At 68.1% G+C, this 18,315-nt stretch carries 13 protein-coding genes; 5 read left to right on the forward strand and 8 right to left on the reverse strand.

Features of this window, described 5'->3' with window-relative positions:
* Positions 1-456 precede the first annotated feature (456 nt).
* The 5 genes from EAS64_RS10405 to EAS64_RS10425 all read left to right on the forward strand — a co-directional run bounded on the left by EAS64_RS10405 (position 457) and on the right by EAS64_RS10425 (position 6,191).
* Positions 457-1,437: a LysR family transcriptional regulator gene (locus tag EAS64_RS10405; RefSeq protein WP_187365823.1), complete on the forward strand. Its 981-nt coding sequence runs from the start codon at positions 457-459 to the stop codon at positions 1,435-1,437.
* Complete coding sequence (locus EAS64_RS10410) at positions 1,434-1,772, forward strand: SDR family oxidoreductase (RefSeq protein WP_246115619.1); 339 nt, start codon at positions 1,434-1,436, stop codon at positions 1,770-1,772. Before EAS64_RS10405 ends, EAS64_RS10410 begins: the two co-directional genes overlap by 4 nt.
* A 1,067-nt stretch (positions 1,773-2,839) precedes the next feature.
* Positions 2,840-3,115 carry a hypothetical protein gene (locus EAS64_RS10415; RefSeq protein ID WP_145852731.1) on the forward strand — a complete coding sequence of 92 codons (276 nt, stop codon included), beginning with the start codon at positions 2,840-2,842 and terminating at the stop codon, positions 3,113-3,115.
* Between the two features lie 375 nt (positions 3,116-3,490).
* Positions 3,491-3,850, forward strand: a complete 360-nt coding sequence (locus tag EAS64_RS10420) for a hypothetical protein (protein WP_145852732.1) — start codon at positions 3,491-3,493, stop codon at positions 3,848-3,850.
* Positions 3,851-5,195: 1,345 nt separating this feature from the next.
* On the forward strand, positions 5,196-6,191 hold the full coding sequence (locus EAS64_RS10425) for a hypothetical protein (protein ID WP_145852733.1): 996 nt from the start codon (positions 5,196-5,198) through the stop codon (positions 6,189-6,191).
* 166 nt (positions 6,192-6,357) lie between these two features.
* Here EAS64_RS10425 and EAS64_RS10430 read toward each other — a convergent pair whose 3' ends face one another.
* The 8 genes from EAS64_RS10430 to EAS64_RS10465 form a co-directional block, all read right to left on the reverse strand.
* The gene (locus EAS64_RS10430; protein WP_187365824.1) at positions 6,358-7,545 is read right to left on the reverse strand and encodes a Wadjet anti-phage system protein JetD domain-containing protein; all 1,188 of its coding nucleotides are present in this window, start codon (positions 7,543-7,545) and stop codon (positions 6,358-6,360) included.
* The gene (locus EAS64_RS10435) at positions 7,542-10,931 is read right to left on the reverse strand and encodes an ATP-binding protein (RefSeq protein WP_145852735.1); all 3,390 of its coding nucleotides are present in this window, start codon (positions 10,929-10,931) and stop codon (positions 7,542-7,544) included. The genes EAS64_RS10430 and EAS64_RS10435 overlap by 4 nt, the downstream gene beginning before the upstream one ends.
* Positions 10,928-11,650, reverse strand: coding sequence for a DUF4194 domain-containing protein (locus EAS64_RS10440; protein WP_145852736.1), 723 nt, complete (start codon positions 11,648-11,650; stop codon positions 10,928-10,930). The genes EAS64_RS10435 and EAS64_RS10440 overlap by 4 nt, the downstream gene beginning before the upstream one ends.
* On the reverse strand, positions 11,647-13,155 hold the full coding sequence (locus EAS64_RS10445; protein ID WP_187365825.1) for a DUF3375 domain-containing protein: 1,509 nt from the start codon (positions 13,153-13,155) through the stop codon (positions 11,647-11,649). The genes EAS64_RS10440 and EAS64_RS10445 overlap by 4 nt, the downstream gene beginning before the upstream one ends.
* A 262-nt stretch (positions 13,156-13,417) precedes the next feature.
* Complete coding sequence (locus tag EAS64_RS10450) at positions 13,418-14,755, reverse strand: AAA family ATPase (protein WP_246115620.1); 1,338 nt, start codon at positions 14,753-14,755, stop codon at positions 13,418-13,420.
* On the reverse strand, positions 14,752-16,251 hold the full coding sequence (locus EAS64_RS10455; RefSeq protein ID WP_145852739.1) for a hypothetical protein: 1,500 nt from the start codon (positions 16,249-16,251) through the stop codon (positions 14,752-14,754). Before EAS64_RS10455 ends, EAS64_RS10450 begins: the two co-directional genes overlap by 4 nt.
* On the reverse strand, positions 16,248-17,387 hold the full coding sequence (locus tag EAS64_RS10460; protein ID WP_145852740.1) for a hypothetical protein: 1,140 nt from the start codon (positions 17,385-17,387) through the stop codon (positions 16,248-16,250). Before EAS64_RS10460 ends, EAS64_RS10455 begins: the two co-directional genes overlap by 4 nt.
* A gap of 37 nt (positions 17,388-17,424) precedes the next feature.
* Complete coding sequence (locus EAS64_RS10465) at positions 17,425-18,228, reverse strand: serine/threonine-protein kinase (RefSeq protein WP_145852741.1); 804 nt, start codon at positions 18,226-18,228, stop codon at positions 17,425-17,427.
* Between the last annotated feature and the right edge of the window lie 87 nt (positions 18,229-18,315).

Genomic DNA, 18,315 nt, shown 5'->3' on the forward strand with positions numbered 1-18,315 from the left:
ATGAACGGGATCTTGCGCGGAGTCACTGCCGGCGCCGTCTTCCTGGCGAATGACCTTCGCCTCCGCCAAGTCATTCGCCAAGATGAGTGAGATTCGCCAGCTTTCAGACGGGACAGTGTCCCGTCTCAGCCATCATGTCGGACAGAACCTGCGAATTGACACGTTCCTGAGACAACGATGCCGCACTGCGTCTCCGTCATCATGACAATTCCAAATCTCCAGGCCCGCGCGCGTCAGGATGGTCCGGCCAGGGGACTGCGTAGGTCGGGTCTCTTCCTGTGCGGGCGCGGGCGAACCGCAGCAGTTCGCGGATGATGCCGGCGTTGTCGTTTCCGGAGCCGACCGCGTCTCGTTCGCACCGCATGTCACCGAAGACTGGGGGAGCAGCGGCGGGAGCGTTGCAATAGATGAGCAGTCGGCCGTCATACCCTGAAGGCATCGTCGCTGGAGGGCGCTATGGACCTGGACCTGCGCAAGCTGCGCTACTTCGTGGCCGTCGCAGACCGCCTGAACTTCGGACGGGCTGCGGAGGCGCTGCACATCGCGCAGCCGGTGCTGTCCCGCCAGATCCGGGCGCTGGAACACGAACTCAAGGTCCAACTGTTCGAGCGCGACAACCGGATGACGCGACTCACGCCTGCCGGCGAGGCACTGCTCGACGAGGCGCGGCCCCTGCTATCGGCAGCGGACACGGTGCGGCGCAAGGTCCGAGACGTGGCCGCGGGCCAGCGGATCTTCACTGTCGGTTTCATGCCCGGCCTCATTGTGACGTCGGCCGTCCGCGAGCTTTCCCGTCGGCACCCCGACGTTGCCGTCGAGGTCTTCCGGACCGACTGGTTCAACCAGACCGATGTAATCCGGGACGGCCGCGTCGACATCGGCTACATCCGGCTGCCGGCCGATCTGCATGGCCTGGAAATAGAGTCGCTGAACCTTGAACCACGGGTTGTGGTCGTGCCGGCGGATCACCGGCTCGCCGATAAGGACTTCGTGGCAGTCGCCGATCTCGCCGACGAGCACCTGCTCCAGGATCCTGACGCCGTGCCGGAATGGCGTGACATCGCTGTCGAACTGCGCGGAAAGAAGCCGCGTAACGCACTGCCGCGGCTGCGGAGCGTCGAGGAGAAACTCGAGCACGTCGCAGCCGGGAACGGGATCGTCGTACTGCCGGTATCCACCGCCACCTTCTACACCCGTCCCGACGTCACCCACATCCAAACGTCACCGACATCGCGCCCAACCAGGTGTGCCTGGCTTGGGACAACGCTCGCGACAGTACCCGCGTCCGCGAGTACGGCGAGATCGCCCGTGCCGCCGAAACCGGTAGCTGACCTGTCATCATGCCCCGCGGGTATCGCAGGTGCGGCGAAGAGTCGGCGTTCGACGCGATCCGCCTCGCCGTGCCACACATCCGCCCGGGGGGCTCGATCACGATGACCAGCGGGACAGCGGCCTTCCATGGCGGCGAGGGCTGGTTTCTCGGCGCCGCGGCGTCCGGGGCGACGATCTCCGCCGCGAAGTCACTCGCGGTTGAGCTCGCCCCGATACCCATCCGCGTGAATGTGGTCGCGCCCGGCATAATCCGCAGTCCGCTGTGGTCACAGCTGCCGGAAGCCGACCGGGAAGCGATGTATGAGGGCGTCGGTCGCGGCCTGCCGCTCGGCCGCGTCGGTGAGGTCGAGGACGCTGCGAAGGCTTACGTACAGCTGATGGACCAGGATTACGCGACCGGGACCGTCAGCATAGTCGACGGTGGCACTCTCCTCGTCTAGCCGTCATAAGCCAGCCGGGGTACCAGGCAGCGGGACGACTTCCTGCGCGGTCGATGATCCGGACCGGGCCGTTTTGCGGAGGGCGGTCGGCGAGGTCGCGGGCAGCGGCGACACGATGGCTGGCATACGGCATGTTCGATGGCACGGGACAGCCGTCTCGAGGTCAGTGATTTGCCAGACTCCCCCTAAGTGCCGATAATCGACATTATGTAAAGCTGAGTCCGTACTCGATCTGGCCCGAGACCGCGACCGCGTGGCCGGCTGTCCCGTCCGCGTTATCTTGACGCAGTCCGCGATATCTGACGTATCCGGTCCTCATCCGCGCTAAGTTGACGCATGATCATGTTCAATTCGCTGGCGTGTTCGATAGGTTTCCTGTCCGGGTTGACCTGATACGTCCGCGTTTGTGCTGGCACCCTGACGCACCCCGCTGCTGGTCCCGGTAATCTTGGCGGAAGATCCCCTCCGGGTTTCTCTGGCCAGCCCACCGGGTTCGGCAGTCGGCTTCTCGCTCGCCTGGACCAGGCCTTTCCGGCAGGCTGCGTCGGGATAACGCGGACGCATAGCGCCCTGTGGCCAAGTTAAACCGCATATCCCCGCAGGTCACGGACCCAGAGGCGGCACGGCCATTCGTCCGCGTTATCTTGACGTATTTGGTGCCCGTCCGCGTTATGTTGACGCGAGATCGCGGTCCTGCCCGGTTGGGCTGGCCAGATCTCACTCTTGGTGGCCAGTACGGGGCGTTCTCCGTCTCTGCGGGTCACCACATGACGGGACGGCGGGAGGCCCTCTCAGGCGCCCGGTGTGTTCGCCTGCGTCTGGAAGTGACACTGCAGGCAGTGCCGCCAGTCGTTGACACCCCGGCACCGGCCGCATACAGTGCCCGCTGGGTAACTGCGCGTGCCTGCCGGGGCGGCTTACCCTCCAGCTGTCTGCGTGTCCCGGCGAACCGAGCCGTCGCTCCGGGCATAAGTGTGATCGACACGTAAAACGTGTCTTCGACAGCCGCCAGGTGCGGCGCGGGCTGGGGCGCTGAACCGTGGCGGTGCGGACAGGACCGGCACGCTGTGACTACTACTAATCCCACGAACCGGAAAAGGCTTGCCCGGGCCCTGGCGGACGCTTCCGGGATCGGCTACCAGAAGGCGCTCTCGATTGTGGTCGAGGCCTCCGCGGAGGGCTTGCTCCCGGGCAGGCTGGACGAGGACGGCAGGCACCTGGCGCTGGAGGCGCTGCTGAGCCGCAACCCGGCGAAACCCTTGCGCACGAAGAACGCGGCGCACTATCCGAAGGCTGAGCCGCGGGCCGCGCGGGAGGCGGGCCGGCAGAACGAGGGACAATAGCCGGCCCTCCTAGCCGCCGCCCGGCCGGGCAGGCCGCCTGCACGATCACGATCACTCCGGGCGGGCGGGCCGCTCGCCGGGCGGGGTCTTCGAAGGCCAGCGCAGCCCGGCTTCCAGAAGCCGGGCTCGCCCACCGCGAGTGAGGGCGGCCAGCCGCGCAGTGCTGGCGGCAGGCACCCCCAAGCACGGCGAGCGGGTCCACGTCCCGATGTTGTCCGACGCCCGCAACGGCACCGTAAGCGGCACTTGCGCCGAGGACAAGGCCGAAGGGCCGCCCAGCGCCGGGCCGGGCACCGCTGGACACGCGGAGTAACTTTCGTGCTACCGTTCGTCTGCGGCCGCAGGGAATGGCCGGAGGGAGGTGCTGCCCTGGTGATGAGCGAGCCGGTTGCCGCCGATGAGCGCCTGTACGCCACAATGGAGCGCCTCCTGGCCGGGTACGCCGGCCGGCAGGCTTGCGTGATCCCGGGTCCCCGCGGCGTCGTGGAGCGCCAGGACGCGCTTGATGCCGTGATCCAGGTCGCGGCGGTCGTTGACGAGGCCGTGCACGCCGGCGCTATCCCGGCCGACCGCGGCATGCACGCCGCAGCGATGCTGATCGTCCTGCGCGAGTTCGTCCAGCCGCTGCCGCCGGAATGGGACGGTGACGGCTGCACCGATTACCTGACCGGTGACCTCGCCATGATGGTGGCGGCGCTGCGCGAGGCCCGGCAGGCCACCGGGCGCAAAGGCTAGCCCTGATGCCGGGGAACCAGCGGCCGGGCCTGGCGGGTCAGGCACCGCGGTGGCCAGCAGGCACCAGGCGCTCCCCTCTCGCGCGCACGTCCCCCGCATGCTTCCGGGTGCGCGGACGGGGCCAGGGACCCGTCCCTGACTCTTGTGCCAGCTTCACGCGGACGAAGCAGGATGCACCAGGTCCGCGCGCACGGACCTGACTCGAAAACAGGTACTGAACGAGGTCGTGAACAGCTAGCTTTACATAAGGTATCTTATCGGGCATACCGGACAGAGGAGGAGGTCGTGGGGTCCGGGGGTGTCGTGTCCCGTCTCACGCGAGTTGGACGGGACATGTCGCTCGCCTCACGAATGTGTCCATTCCGAGTGCCTCATCCGCTAGCGGGCTTGAGGGACACAACCTCGAGCAGCCCCGCGCGGTGCCACTGAGACTGACCTCTCCCCCGTCGAATTAAGTTCGCTACAGCGTTGCCGCTACGGGTTTGTGAAGCCGATGCTAGTCATGATGCCGACCGCCAATGGCACATCCCAGCTCGGCACCGCAGACCCTTGAGCAGTGATCTCGCCCGGCAAATCCATTGGCACCCATTTGGCACCTATCAGGTTGGACGCGATTCGTAAAGCCAGACGGTTAGGCTTGATCCAGTCAGGGGCACTGATCAAGCATGGAAAATAGCACGCCAGCACGGAAACTGCTCATTGTATGTATCTCAGGAAAGACATATGTAAGCAATCTGGAGATATCAGCTCACTTACTATCTGGCCGGGGGTTTGGGGGGCCAGGGGTGCGGTCTGGGCGGTTGGCCCGGGACCCACGGGGTGGGGACCCGGGGAGGCCGGGGGCCCGGGGGTTTGGGGGGCCAGGGGTGCGGTTGGGGTGGTTGGGGTGGCATCAAGCACCTCCTGATATTGCCATTTCGTATGGCTATCCTACGTCTATTCACGGAAACTGTATATTGTCATGCTCTTCTCCCTTCTCTTTGCCAGGTATCGGGGCTCGGGAGCGGCCGGAAGTACCCGGAATTCTGCCTGCCCGGCTGCAAACGCCACGCGAAAGCGCGCAACTCAACATCGCGGAACTCGATCGGCACCTCTCACCCGTTCGCGCTCGCGAGCTGGGCGGCTGCTTCGATCAGGCGGAGCAGTTCTGCGGCATCTTCCCCACGTAGACGGCCACCAAGGTCACCCGCGACGTCCACCCCCGGCCCGCAGACATGCGCCGCACTCGCCAAGGCCCTCTCGCTAATCGCAGCGCGGCTGGGAACGAGCTGGACACCGCCCGATGCCCCGGGGGCGGGGCAGTGTGCACCAACGGTGGATACCAGGTAGCGCTAGCCTCGTCAGCATGGCCGATCCCTTCAGCCCTGATGCGTTCTATGAAAGCGCCAGGGACTTCGCGCAAGGCGCGCTTGAGGCTCACCACGCCGGCAATCGCCGACGCGTTCCGGTAGACGCCGGAACAGCCCTTGAGCACCTGGCCAAAGCCTGCCTGGCCCAGCGGTCGCCGGTGCTGCTGGCCGAGCTGAAGAACGAGTCCAGCGTCAACTCCGTGATCGGTCTGCTGCGCCTAGAAGGCACTGGTGTTCCTCCCTCGGCGATCCGGACGGTCGGCCTGTCGGACGCTCTCAAACGGGTGAGCCGGTTCACCAGATCAAAGGCAGTGGAGGCTGACCTGAACGTTCTGATCGCCATGCGCAACGGAATCGTCCACGCCGCCGAGAGCAGTGAGGTCGAGGAGCGGATTCTTGCAGCCTTCGCGCAGCAGGCCGACGCACTGCTCGCCGACCTCGGCCGGGATCGTGCCGACTTCTGGCGCGGCCAACTCCCCGTCGTTGACGCACTTCTCATGGACGCCAGCAACAAGCTCGCGCACCTTATAGAAGTGAGGCTCGCCTCAGCACGGGCGAGGCTTGAACAAAGGTACGCTGCTGAAGGCGAAGCTGTCATAAGCCTGATCAAGGCTCTCAGGAAATCCGCGCCCGAGACCGCCACACGAAGGCTCTGCAAATGCCCGGTATGCGAATCGTTCGGCACCGCCGCAGGTGAACACAGTGTGGAATGGGACGTGGACTGGGACAAGGAGACTGGCAATGTCACCAACGCTGCGCCCTCAGTCTGGTTCACAGCATACGCATTTCGCTGCCAGGTGTGCGGCCTGCACCTCGACACGCAGGCGGAGATCGACGCGTGCTTCGACCCTGTATGGGAAATAGAGGACGCTGACTGGCGCGATTACGAGCCAGATTACGAAATACCCGACGTGGACTGGCGCGAATACGAATCAGAAGACGACGCACTAGCCCCCTACGCGGAATGGCGCGAATATACGGATGAGTTATAGAAGAGGCACGGCATCACCGTCCGTGGTGCCCCGACGGAGCGGAACCGCATCGACAGTCGCCCCTCACGCGCCAGCGAACTGTTTACCCGTCGCAGGGCTTTCTTGTCCGACCTGGTACCAGCCGAGCTGAAGGCAGGTAACGCTCGGGACGCTCCCGCCTGCCCGCTCAGGCACTTCCGGTCCGGCGTAGGCCGGTCCTGCGCTGGGTTTCGATGCATGATGCGAGCCGCTGGGCGGCCAGGCCGAGCGGTATCCGTTCCTGCTCGACGCGGCGCACCCTCGTCCATGCGGGGTCGGTGAGGCGGAGGTAGAGATCGTGCTCGTCCGGGGTCAGCAACGTGAGGTTCCGCCTGGCCGCGCACGGGACGGGCCGTCCCTTCTCGTCAGTCCAGGCGCCGTACTGCTCATAGGCCTCGTACGTGCAGTAGTCCATCAGGATCGTGTCGGCCTCGATCCCCGCGCTGCGCAGGTCGTTGACGATGGCCAGCCCGGCCGCGTCGATATCGCCCCAGTAGATGACGTGCGGGCAGTTCCTTATCCATGGGATAAGCGGGATGGCGCCTGGCGCTTTCCCTCCTTCCCCCTCAACCGATATCCCCATGGGGACCGGGGGAAAATAGACGGCCGTGTCCTTGTTCTCCAGGATGACGGTTACTTCCGGCTGGTAGGCCGGCTCGGCGGTGTCGCCGATGGTGAGGCTCTCGTGATGTCTTCGCCCGGCGGCGCGGTGCTCGGGGTCGAGGTACGTGAAATGCACCCGGGTCGGGCGGCGGTTCAAGCCCAGGTCGTCTCTGCCGGTCAGGGTGCGGATAAGTGCCTGGTTGGCGTTCAGCCACTTGCCGTGGAACCCCGGCAGGGGAACCTGCCGGGGAGTGAGTCCGGCGGCGCTGTTACAGGCGAACCACTGTGCCGCCTCCAGGAGGAGGGTGAAATCGGCGTCCGGCAGGGAGTCTGCTGCGCGGATGATCGCGGCATGGTCAGCTTGCGGGAACCCCTCTCTGACCCGCATCAGCCGGTGTCGCCCCCGGGCAATGCGCGCAGGCCATTCCTGCCCGGCGATCCGGGCCGCGGCGTTGATGTCGCGGATCTCGACGTGGCTCGGCATGGGCTGGGTGGTGCCCCGGACGAGCCGCGTGCGCCAGTCGATGACGGCATCGTTGGCTGACGCCCAGTCTTCCCAGTTGCGCGCCCAGGCACGGGCGCGCTGGAAGTCGGCTTCCAGCGCTCCCCCTGCGGGCGCTCCCAGGGCGCAGCGGAACGGCCAGTCCGCGCGGGACGGCGCGGCGATCGCCAGGTGCCACCGTTTTTCCAGGCGCGCCCTAACCTCGGCGGCTACCTGCGCGGGTGTCTTCACGGCCGGCCCGGCTCCGTGCCGGCAGCGGTGACGGGATGGATTTTCCGGATGTGGGAGTGCTTCCTGTTGTTCTTCGTCACCTGGTACAGCTCGTCCATGTAGGGCTCTATGCCGGTGACTTTGTCGAGCGGGGCGCCGATGATCAGCTGGAAGCCGAGAGCCTGCCATGCCCGCACGGCGCGGCCCGTGAATTCAGCGTCGGACTTGACGAATCCCTCGTCGAGAAACACCGGCGCGTACCGGGGCCGGGCGAGGTCGGCGTCTCCCAGCTGGTAGCGCAGCGCGGCGCCGACGATGAACGCGACGAGTTCCTGGGACTCTCCGCCGGATTTGCCGCCGATGCTGGTGTAGACGCTGAGCTGGCGTCCCTGCAGGTCGCGGCGTTCCGCGTCGATCTCGACATGGCGGCGTACGTCGATAAGGTACTCCCGCTGTGTCATCTTGTCGGATTTGCGGATGAGGTCGATGAAGCGCTTCAGCCGGGCGAACCGGGCTTCTATTTCCCGGCCGTCGCGAAGCTGGGTGGTGTCGGATGCGAGCGTTTTCAGTTCCCTGCGGAACTGGGCGATATCCCTGGACTCGGTGCGCCGCAGGTTGATGCAGAGCCTGTCCCGGTCCGGGCCGAAGGGGAGGCTGGCGAGGATCTCGTTGACCGGCACGAGGCGGGTCTCGATCTCCTCGACGGACTCCTCGTACGCTCCGTGCAGTGCCAGCAGGTCGACGCCTGTCCAGTCGCTGACCTGGCGGCTGAACTTCACCCGCCGCTCGTGCAGCCCGTCGGCCACCAGATGGTCGAGTATCTCGCGGTAGCCGTCATAGGAGTCAGCGCTCGTGCCGAGGTTGGGTCGTTCCCAGCGGTCCTGGAATCGCTGGAACACCACGGACAGCAGGTTCGCCTGGTGATCGGCTTCCCTGCGGATCCGGCTGGCCTGCTCGGCGAGGGCGTGCCTGACCCTGGGAATGGCGAGGCGGAATTCGCGGAGACTCCACGGCTGGCCGGTCCGCTCATACTCGGCGCGCAGCCGTGCGCCCTGCTCGGGTGTGAGACCGGCCGACGGGTCGCTTTCGAGCTGGCGGAGCTGGGCGCCATTCCCGTCGGCCTCCCGGAGAAGCTGCACGTGTTCCTCATCGAGTTCCTTCAGCCGTTTCTCGGCCGCGTACATGCCCGGCTCGGTCTGGTCGAGTTCCTCCTGAGCCTTCGTCTCGAGCCGTTTGAGTCCTTGGAGGATGTCGTTGTCGGCAAGCAGACGCTCCAGGACAGCGGACTGCTCATTGATGGCTTCCTCAACTGACCGGACGTCGATCCGGGCCCAGGTCGTCGCCGTGACGTGCATGTGGCCGTCGCGCTCGCCATCGAGGGCTGCTTCCTGGTTTTCGTAGCCGTTCGCTACGCGCTGGAGCCAGGTGAGGCTGTTGTCGATGACCGTGATGCGCTCGGCTATCTGGCGGATCCGTCCCTCGTTGGAGAACCCGATGACGTGCGGGGCGCCATGTCCTCCGTGGGCGCCCCGCTGTCCGTCCCGGGTCTGCCCGGCGACGGTCAGGCCGAGGCCGGCCGAGTCGAGTTCGGCTGCGGAGCCGACGCAGGTGAAGCCGAACTTCGCCGTGAGCGTGTTGGTGAGCCACCCGGTGAACGGGCCCTGGCGGTACGCGAGCCTGCCGGGGAGGACGGCAGTGTCCGGCAGGCGGCGGATTTCCTGGCGGAGAGGGACTCCCTCGAAGCGGAGCCGCCTGCGCATCTCGCGCGAGTCGATGCGCCGCCGCAGTTGCGGCAGCAGGTCCTGGTCGACGAGCATGGTGAGCGCGAACCCGGCGAGCGCGAGTTCGGCTGCAGTCCGCCATTCCTCGAACTGGGGCTGCATGTCGATGAGTTCCGCGACAAACGGCAGGTTGTCAGGCGTAAGTCCCATGGCCGCGGCAGCCGCGAGCCGGGCGGCATGCAGGTCGTGGGGCACCAGTCCGTGCCTGCCTGCCAGCGAGTCGGTTTCCCGCTGGAGATTGCCGCGTTCCGTCAGGAGCGGCTGGGCGTCCCTGATGGTCTGGTCGCGCAGTTCCCGGAGCTCGGTCTTCCTGGCGGGGAACGCTGCCAGGAAAGCCTCGCTGGACCGGCGCAGGGCTTCGAACTGCTCGCTGGTCTCGGGATGGCGCCCCAGCGGTTCGGTTCGCGCGTCGAAATCTGCTCGCTCAGCCCTGGCGGCGGTCAGGTCGTCGTGAAGCTTCGCCAGCCTGCGCTCTGCGGCCTCGAGCGCGTCTCCGCCGCTGAGCCGCTGCTGTTCCTGCAGGTCGGAGATCCTGGCCTTCAGTTCGGCCCGCTTGGTGCGCGCGGCCTTGGCCGTGCCTGCGGCCACTTCGTGTTCGGTGCGGTTGGCAGCGGCTGCCTCGCGCAGCAGGACGTCCTCGGCGCGGCACTGCCACCGGGTGAAGGGCGTTGCCGCTCCCGGAGGGTCGCTGATGCGGAAGGTGTCAATGAGTTCCGCCTCAGCGATCGCGGCAGTCATCGCTTGGTGGATGCCGGGAACGGCCTCAAGAACCTCAACCTGCTGCTCGGCTGTCTTCATGGTGTTGTAGGCGGTCTGGATGTCGTCGAAGTGCTCTACCGCCCGGTCCGCGGCCGCGAAGGTCGCCGGCTCCTCGAGCACCATCTCCTTGTACAGGGTGTCGACGGTGACGAACTGGCGGCCTCCCTGGATGCGGGCGAGAAGTTTGAGCGCCTTGGCCCCGTCGCCGTTGGCTCCGATCCCCAACCGGGCGTGCAGGGTGGCGGCGAACGCGTGGTAGGAAGCCTCGAACGCAAGCCCGGGGAACCTGCGCTCCATGGCGCGTTCCGGGAACTGCTGGGCGGCGAACTCTGCGACCTCGGAAAGGTCAAGAGCGTCCCTGATCGTGGCCAGCCGCTTGACTACATCTCCGATTGCCTGCGCGCTTACCGGCGCGTAGTACATGCGCAGGGCGGTGAACCGCTCCCCCGCGTCACTCCGCCAGGTCATCGCGATCCCGGACCAGGTCGCGGCGCCGCTGCCGCGCAGCACGTCGTCGCGGAGGCGACCTGTTCCAGATTCGCGGCTGGCATCGGTCTTGCCCCGCATGTACGACAGGATGCTGCGCTGTTCCGCTCCCCGGGCCCGTCCCATGACGTTGTCGTTAGACGCGCCGTTGAACGGCGTGCTGCTGTCCATCATCAGCGCGATGTTCGCATCCAGCAGCGTCGACTTGCCGGTGCCGCTCCCGCCGGTGAGCAGCGTCGCGGTGTCGGCGAAGGTCACCCGGTGGTGGCCCTCGAAGCCGCCCCAGTTCACCAGCTGCAGCGACTCGGCGAGCCACTGCTGCGTCCGGCCGCGCGTGCCGCCAGCCGGAACCGCATGGCTGGCCTGCTGTGTTACCGTCACGCCGTGACCTCCTCATCCGCCACTCTCCCGGCCGTCGCCGGGACCTCGGAAGGACCTGCGTTCTGACGGGCAAGGGACTCGGCCAGCTCCACAAGCCTGCCAACAGGGAGCAGCACCTCGATGATCGGGGAGATCCGGTAACGTCCCCGCTCCGCGGTCTCCAGCAGGATGTCGCTCTTCGCCAGTGCATCGACGGCGCGCTCAGCGGCGCGCTGCGCCTCAACGTGGTTGGTCGTGCTGGCCGGCAAGTAGTTCGCAGCCTCGTCGGCGAGCTCGCGGCCGTCCACGAAGACCGCCTCTTCCCCGGCGCTGGTGGCGCTCCGGAACAGGCCGCGGAGGTGGACCATGAGCACGGTCTGCTCCCTGGTGTAGGCGAGATTATGAAGCAGGGTGGGGTAGGCCCCGCCGCCGTCCGGGATGGCCTGGCGTTTATAGGCGACGCCGTAGTCCCGGTCCACGACCAGCTGGAGGAACATGTCGTTGAGCCGACTTTCCAGCAAGGTGCGGTTTTCCGTCATCACGCGCCATACGTCCGGCTCCCGTTCCGCGGATATGTAGCGCCGCTTGAGGATGGCGACCAGCGCGCGGCGCACCTCCTGGGCCAATTGCCCGCAGTCGCCCTCGAATAGGGAGGTCCCGTTGTCCTCCCACAGGCCGTCATCGTCTCGCTGCGGGTTGCCGGCTGTGTCGCCGCGCGGCGCGGCGGTGTCGTCAGTCATGACTGCCGGTCCAGGTCGTGGGCTTCCAGCGCACCCAGCTGCTCGTGCGTGAACACTGTCCGGGTGGTGGTGAAAGAGCGCCGGGTCCCGTCCGGCCGCACGGCCTCGAAGAGATCGGCCTCGCCAGAGTCGCGGAGCTCCTTCGCCCCCGTCGCTGCGGCGATGTGAAGGAGGCCGAATACTTCCACGGGCCTTCTGAGGCCGGCCTCGGCCGATGCGAAGACCTCGCCGGCGGACACGGCTTCGAGTTCCTGTACGGCGGCGGTCACCAGCTCGCGGAGGGCACCGAGATCCGGGCCGCCCTGCCTGCGCAGCTCCTCAAGTGACGTGGGGTCCGCCGCCTCAGCCTGCGTGTCAGCCAGCGGCAGCGGCGGAATGTGGTCGCCGGGGTTGTAGAACCGCTGCCGCAGATGGGCGACCTCAAGCGACGGCAGGTCGAGGGCGATGCCGGCCCGGGACCGGGGCCCGGATTTCTCCATCCAGGAGGCCAGCTCCGACCTGCAGCGGCGCAGGGCCTCGTCCAGTTCCCGCTCGCGCAGCGCATCATGCCGCGCGATGTGCGCCCGCAATGTCGCCGACAGGCGCCTTCGCTGCTCCTGCACGATGCCCATTCCGTGGCGTACCGCGATGACGGTGTTGCGGAAGTCCCTGGCCTCGGCCGGGGTTACGGCGACCGCGAACGGGTGCTCGAGGATGGTCTTGAGGTCGTCTCGAAGTTCCTTCAGCAGCCGGTCGTCACGCAGCAGTTCAACGGCACCGACGAACGCCCGGCCCTCGGCCGACTCTGTCATGAGGTCGGAGGATCTTTCCAGGTACAGGTCAAGCACGTGGCCCGCGCGCCGGCCCTCAGCACGGAACTCGCCGACGATCACCCGCTGGATCGCCTTCACGGCCTCAGAGACGCGCAGGAAGTCAGCCGGCAGCTGCGCGATCAGGTCCCGGAGATTCAGGTACTCCTCCAGGACCCGGTCATCCGGGGCGATCTCGATCTCGCCGCCGCCGCAAATGCGGTCCCGCTCTGCCGTAAGGCGCCGGATTTCGTCATCAAGGCGCCGTACCCGCTCCTCCCGGTCCGGGTTGGCATCATTCGCGCAGCGGCGGGCTGCGTCAAGGATTGTCTTGATGCGCGACTGGCTGAACATCGACCGGTCACCTGAGAGCCGCTTGACGTAGTCGATTGCCTCCTGCGCGTGTGACGTCAGCGCGTACTCCTCCACGTGATCCTCATTTGCCGCCAGCACTAGCCACTGCTCCTTGACCCAGCGGCGGCACAGCACCCGCGGCGGATCATCCGGGACTTCCTCGCCCGCTGCGGCCAGCTCTGCTAGGTAGGTCCTGACCTGCGCATGAAGCTGCTCGGCAGGGACTGGGTCCTGGTTCTGCGAAAATGAGGACATCAGTACCGCCAGGACGACAGGTCCCCGCTTCCCCCGGCTCAGCAACGCCAGCGTCGGGCGTTCGAACGCCTCCCTGATCTGGGCCAGGCGCCCGGCGATTTCGCTCAATGTCTTCGCCCCTTGCTCAAGCCGAGGACTAGAGGACAGCCGGATGCGGCCCCGGGCGGCATCGGCCCGGATGCTGGCCCGCGAATTCCATTGGCGCTCCGCTGAATTGACTAGCGCTTGCTAGAAGGACGTTACCGTCGGCCTCGGACATTTCCCGGTGCCGGCGATAAGAACCGGCATGTTGAAATTTGCAGCGAACCTTGCCCGGAGTTCAATTGCACGGCGGTCCCCCGAAGGCGAGAACACGGTAGCGGGGCGGCCCTCATGCTCGCACTTTGTGCCCGGAAAGGTGGGTGAGCAGCGACTGGTTCGCTTCCCAGCCGTCAGGGAACTTGGCGCGGACACCAGGGCGGACCGGCTCACTCGGCGGGTAGGCGTCCAGGAGCTCGGCAATTCCGGCCCGGGCTACGACGATGCACGCATGCCGGTGGCGGGATGCCAAGACGCACAGGCGCCCGGCCTCAAGGTGGAATTCGGTCGCGTCGCGCCTGCCGGACAGCGGGTGGAGAACGACGGTGACATCGTATTCGGCGCCCTGCAGGCGGTTGGCGGTGTCGACGCGGACCTGCGCCGCGATGCCAGGGGCGGCGCGGGCCAGTGCCTGGCGGACCTGGTCGGCCTGATCGCGGTGGGTAACGCCGATCGCCATGCGGTCCGGCCCGACCGGCCGCCCGCCCGGTTCGCGTTCGCACGTGGCAACGGCGCCGCGACTGATCAGCCGCGCGGCGAGGGCGGCTGCGGCTGCGGCCGCCTCCACGTCGGTGCGGACGGTGTGCCGGGCGGGCAGCTCGTGCAGTGCCCAGCCGGCCGCGGCCGCCATATCGAGGGTCGCGTCGACGGCGCCGCGCATTCCCGACGCGGTGAACTCGAGACGGCGCACGCCCGGCCCGGTGCCAGCCTGAAAGGCGGAGAACGGGTAGAAGGAGCTCGAGATGGCGGGCGCTGCGGACGCCGGCAGGCGCCAGGAAACCGGGAGCCGGTGAAGTGGGAGGTCAGGGTTGTGCGCCTGCAGCACGCTCACAGCGTTCAGCGTCGGATCGTAGGGAAGTCCCGTCCAGCGCTGCGTTTCGATGATGGAGAAGGGGTCGAGCTGTCCCGGGTCGCCGACGAACAGGCCGCGCTCGAACTTGTCGGCAATCAGCAGGAGCATGTCCGAGCGCATCTGGTAGGCCTCGTCGATGATGGCCCACGGCCAGCTCCTATCTGTCACGGTCGCCCATTTCGCCGCAGTGCCGAGGATCACGGCCGCGCCGCCGAGCCGGTCAATCTTGTCAGACACCTGCACGCCCGGCAGCGAGAGCAGGGCCGGCGGGACGTTGTAGTCCGACGCGGTCAGCCTGCCTAGCGCGATTCCTGGCCGGGCGAGTCGCACGGTCAGGTCGTCCACCTGGTTGTTGGTCTGCGCGACGATGATGCAGCGCTGGCCGGCGCCGGCCAGGGCGGCTGCGGCACGTACAACGAGAGTGCTCTTCCCCGCGCCGGGCGGCGAGTCCACGATGACCCCGCGCTGGCCTGGTGCTGCCATATCGGCCATGACCTCAGCCGAGACCCTCTCCGCATCGGCGGCGGCCGGGTACTGCGATGGTCCGGTCTCGGTCACGGTCGCGGCACCTGCGCCAGTCCGGCGGCCGCCTGGGCAGGCGGCCCGCCGTGGGTCCATGGGGTCTGCCCGGCAGGTGGGAACTGCCTTGGCGCCCAGTAGCCGGGATCGATGGTGTAGCTGACCTGCTCCCCGACCACAGGCACGGCGCCCGGTGTCGGCTTTGTGACCTTGCCCATGCCCGCCACCACTTCCAGAGTGACATCCGTCGACTCGCCGGAACGCGACACCTGGGCGATCCTGGTCTGCTGGAGCGGGCGCGACGGGCAGGCCAGCGTGCACTCGGCTCCGATGCGGACCGGGTCTGCGGTCCGGACGGTGAACCGGGGCCGCAGCAGCAGCAGCCCCGAGGCGCCGCGCGTCGTGCGTGTCGGATCGGCGGAGATCACCTGCCCGGCGAAAGCTTCGCCGGTGGTTCGCAGCCCGGCCAGGATGTAGGGGTCTTCCATCGCGCGTTGCGCGTCGTAGGCGGCCTGTGCGCGCTCGAGGCGGGCCAGGCGGGCCGCCGCGGCGGCTGCAGAGTCGTGCCGCGGCTGCGGGCGGCCGTCTTCGGCGAGGTAGCTGCCGTACCTGGTGAAGGAGTCCCTGTCTTCTGCCCAGCGCCGCGCCGCGCCGGAAGTCTCAGGCAGGGCCTGCAGGAGCGCGATGGCGTTCCACGCGACGTCCCACGTCAGCTGGAGCTGTGTCCGGAGGGCGTCTTCAATCTCGGCGGCGGCTCGTTTCATGCCGGTATCGCTGCCGGCCTTGACGGCCCGGTCATAGGAGCGGACGAGCGGCTCCAGCACTGCCTGGTCGAAGCTCGGGTCGGTCGCCGGCCCGGCCGGCGGGCAGCGGAGCGGGTCTTCGGCAGCCAGGGCAGCCTGCAGGCCGGTCATGCCGGCCGGCGGGTCGATCCATGCCATCTGGGCAGCCAGGTTGGCGTCTTCGAGCGGGCTCTGCCCGGTCGCCCAGTGCTCGGCCAGGAATCCGGTGAGCTCGACGAGCAGGGCGCTGCCAGGATGGTCGGCACTGTCGGCCAGGAACGTCAGCCACTTGCCGAGCGCCGGCACTGCGGGGCCGGCGGCGTACGGCCCGTCGGCCTGCTGGAACCGCGTGGCCCGTCCGAGCAGGCCGAGGTAGTCGCGTGCGGCCCGGTTGGGGACGATAACCTGCGGTGCCTGGGCGTAGCGGCGGCGTGCTTCCCGGTTCCTGGACGCCGGGACGACCTCGGTCGCCTGCTGCCAGCCGGCGATGTAGCCGAGAATGGCCTGCGCCAGGCTGGTGAGGAACGCCAGCCGCAGGTTGCGATTGCGCGGCTGGGCTACGGTCAGGAGCTGGCCCCTGCCCCGCGCCGTTCCCGTCATCACGGCGACCGGGGTCGCGGGATCTCCGGCGAGCGTTAGCGGGATGATGACGAGCGGCGTGCTGGCCAGGCGGCGGTGCCGTACCCCGCTCAGCTGAACGGCACGCCCGGCTTCGGCAGCCCGCAGGCGCGCCAGGGCGGCGAGCAGGGTCATGCCGCCCCGCCTTCCAGCGCGCTGGCGATGCTCATGGCGTGGCGCAGCGCCCAGGTGATGTCGGCCTGGTCGGCGGACGGCTGGCGGGTGCCGCGGGCCAGGGCCAGCGCCGTGCCGATCGTGTCCAGTCCCCCGAGGTCGTCGCGCGCAGCCGCTCCGAGGACGGAGACGGCGCCGGCGGCGCGTGCCTCGTCGCGGCAGAAGGCGGCCAGTTCGCAGGTCTTGAGACAGCGCGGCACGTACCTGGCGTCGATTGCCTCCAGGGCGGCGGCGATCTCGCTGCGCGGCCGCCCTGGAGTCCCGTCCGGTCCTAGCCGGAGGTCCAGGGTCAGCCCGGGTGGCAGGCCCTCGAGCAGGATGCCGATCCGCGCCATGCGGGCCAGCTGGCGGCGCAGGATGGCGATCTGCTTGCGCACGTCGAGGAAGGCCGCCGTGGCCCGGGGCGTGAAGTCCTCCGGAGTGACCAGGATCGCGTCGGTGGAAACGATGCCGGCGGGCACCGACTCGGCGGCGAAGAGGTCCTGCAGCGCGATGATGTACACGGCCGCCTGCAAGGCCGCCGCCTGGACGCTCTCCTCGTCGGCCTGGCCGTCGATGAGAGCGAAAGACTTCACTTCGATGACGTGGAACCGGCCGGCGGCCTGGAACGCGATCACGTCCGGCTCCAGGTAGGCCCGGTGACCGCCGATTTCCAGCCGCAGCATGGGATGGTCGTACAGGGTGCCCGCATCGTCGGGGTGCCGGGCCGCGCGCAGCAGCAGCGCGCGGGTGCGACGCCAGCGGAGTTCCAGGTCTGCGCTGCCGCCGACCTCCTCCAGGACGGCGTGGGACACCTCGGGAAGCGGCAGGCCGGCTTTCTCGCGCAGCAGGCGGATCACGTCGGCGCCACCGCCGGACTTCACCTCTGCTTCGAAGACCGCCCCGCGCCGCAGCGCGAACGGCGACTGCGAGGCGCCGGATTGCTGAGGAAACCCGGCGCACTCTGCGATTTTCGCCTTGTCGGCGCCGGCGGCGTCCAGGACCGCCCTGCGGCTGCAGCCGGGATTGGCGGCGAGGGCCGCCACGGTGCGCGCGGTGTAGCTGAGCGGCGGCACGGAGCCGCGAAGCTGGTCGAGCCTTGCATCTACTGAGGTCACGCTGCCTCCTGGCAAGATTCAGGCATCTACTTGGCAGTTACCCGGCCGTTCCGGTGTCCGGCACGGTGGTCAGGCGTACTCCGAAAAGCTGGTCGGCGTCGCCGAGCTGGTGCCTCGCGCGCTGCGCCGCGTTCGTCCGGTCGTCTCGGTCGCGGTCTGCGTGGATGGCGAGCTCAGCCGCAGCCGCCGCGGCGGCTGCGGCCGGTGATACTGCTTCTCCCGGGCGGGCGGGCCCCGCACCGGGGATGTTGACGGCGAACCGGCGCAGCAGGCGCTCGGCTTCCGCGCTGGCAGCGCCCGCATTGAAGAGGGCGGCGGTTGCGTCGGCGATGCGGACCGCCGCGGTCAGGAAGTCCACCCGGGGGCTGAGCGGGCCGATAATCCGCTGTTCGAGCGGCCAGATGCTGATGCACGCCAGCGCCCGGGCGGGCGAGAGCAGGTCTGAGGTGAGGGCAGGGCACAGGTAGTACGGGCGGGCCGCGGGCGCCGACCGGTAGGACCTTTCCTCGTCGCGGCGCAGGCTCGCCAGCCCGGTAGGGGCCAGCGGGCCGCCGAAGAACGCGGAGTGCACCGCACTGACCAGTTTGGGCGCCGCCGCGACGCCGATCAGCGTCAGCGACTGGTGTACCTGCTCGCGGACCGGAAGGAGCGACGCCAGCCCCTGCCGGTCTTCTTCCGGCCGTTCGGGCGGGGTGACGAGCGCGTCCCATGACCGCTCGGCGCGCCGTAGTTCTGATCTCAGCTCGCGGACCCGTTCCTGGTCACGGTCGGCGAGCGCGCCGCGGACAGCGCGGCGGAGCTCGGCGATCCGGTTCTCCAGGGCGTCAAGTGGTTCCTGCATGGCAGCAGACCCTACCAGAGGTTCCAGAGTTTTCCTGACACGTTCCAGAGTTTCGGGTGTATGGTGTGCCGGGAGACGGGCCCGGTG

The organism is Trebonia kvetii, assembly GCF_007827045.1.
GTDB lineage: Bacteria > Actinomycetota > Actinomycetes > Streptosporangiales > Streptosporangiaceae > Trebonia > Trebonia kvetii.

Excerpts from the sequence above, each read along its gene's own strand:
- EAS64_RS10405 (WP_187365823.1), top strand. The coding sequence starts at position 457 with ATGGACCTGGACCTGCGCAAGCTGCGCTACTTCGTGGCCGTCGCAGAC.
- EAS64_RS10410 (WP_246115619.1), top strand. The coding sequence starts at position 1,434 with ATGACCAGCGGGACAGCGGCCTTCCATGGCGGCGAGGGCTGGTTTCTC.
- EAS64_RS10420 (WP_145852732.1), top strand. The coding sequence starts at position 3,491 with ATGAGCGAGCCGGTTGCCGCCGATGAGCGCCTGTACGCCACAATGGAG.
- EAS64_RS10425 (WP_145852733.1), top strand. The coding sequence starts at position 5,196 with ATGGCCGATCCCTTCAGCCCTGATGCGTTCTATGAAAGCGCCAGGGAC.
- EAS64_RS10440 (WP_145852736.1), bottom strand. The coding sequence starts at position 11,650 with ATGACTGACGACACCGCCGCGCCGCGCGGCGACACAGCCGGCAACCCG.
- EAS64_RS10455 (WP_145852739.1), bottom strand. The coding sequence starts at position 16,251 with ATGACCCTGCTCGCCGCCCTGGCGCGCCTGCGGGCTGCCGAAGCCGGG.
- EAS64_RS10465 (WP_145852741.1), bottom strand. The coding sequence starts at position 18,228 with ATGCAGGAACCACTTGACGCCCTGGAGAACCGGATCGCCGAGCTCCGC.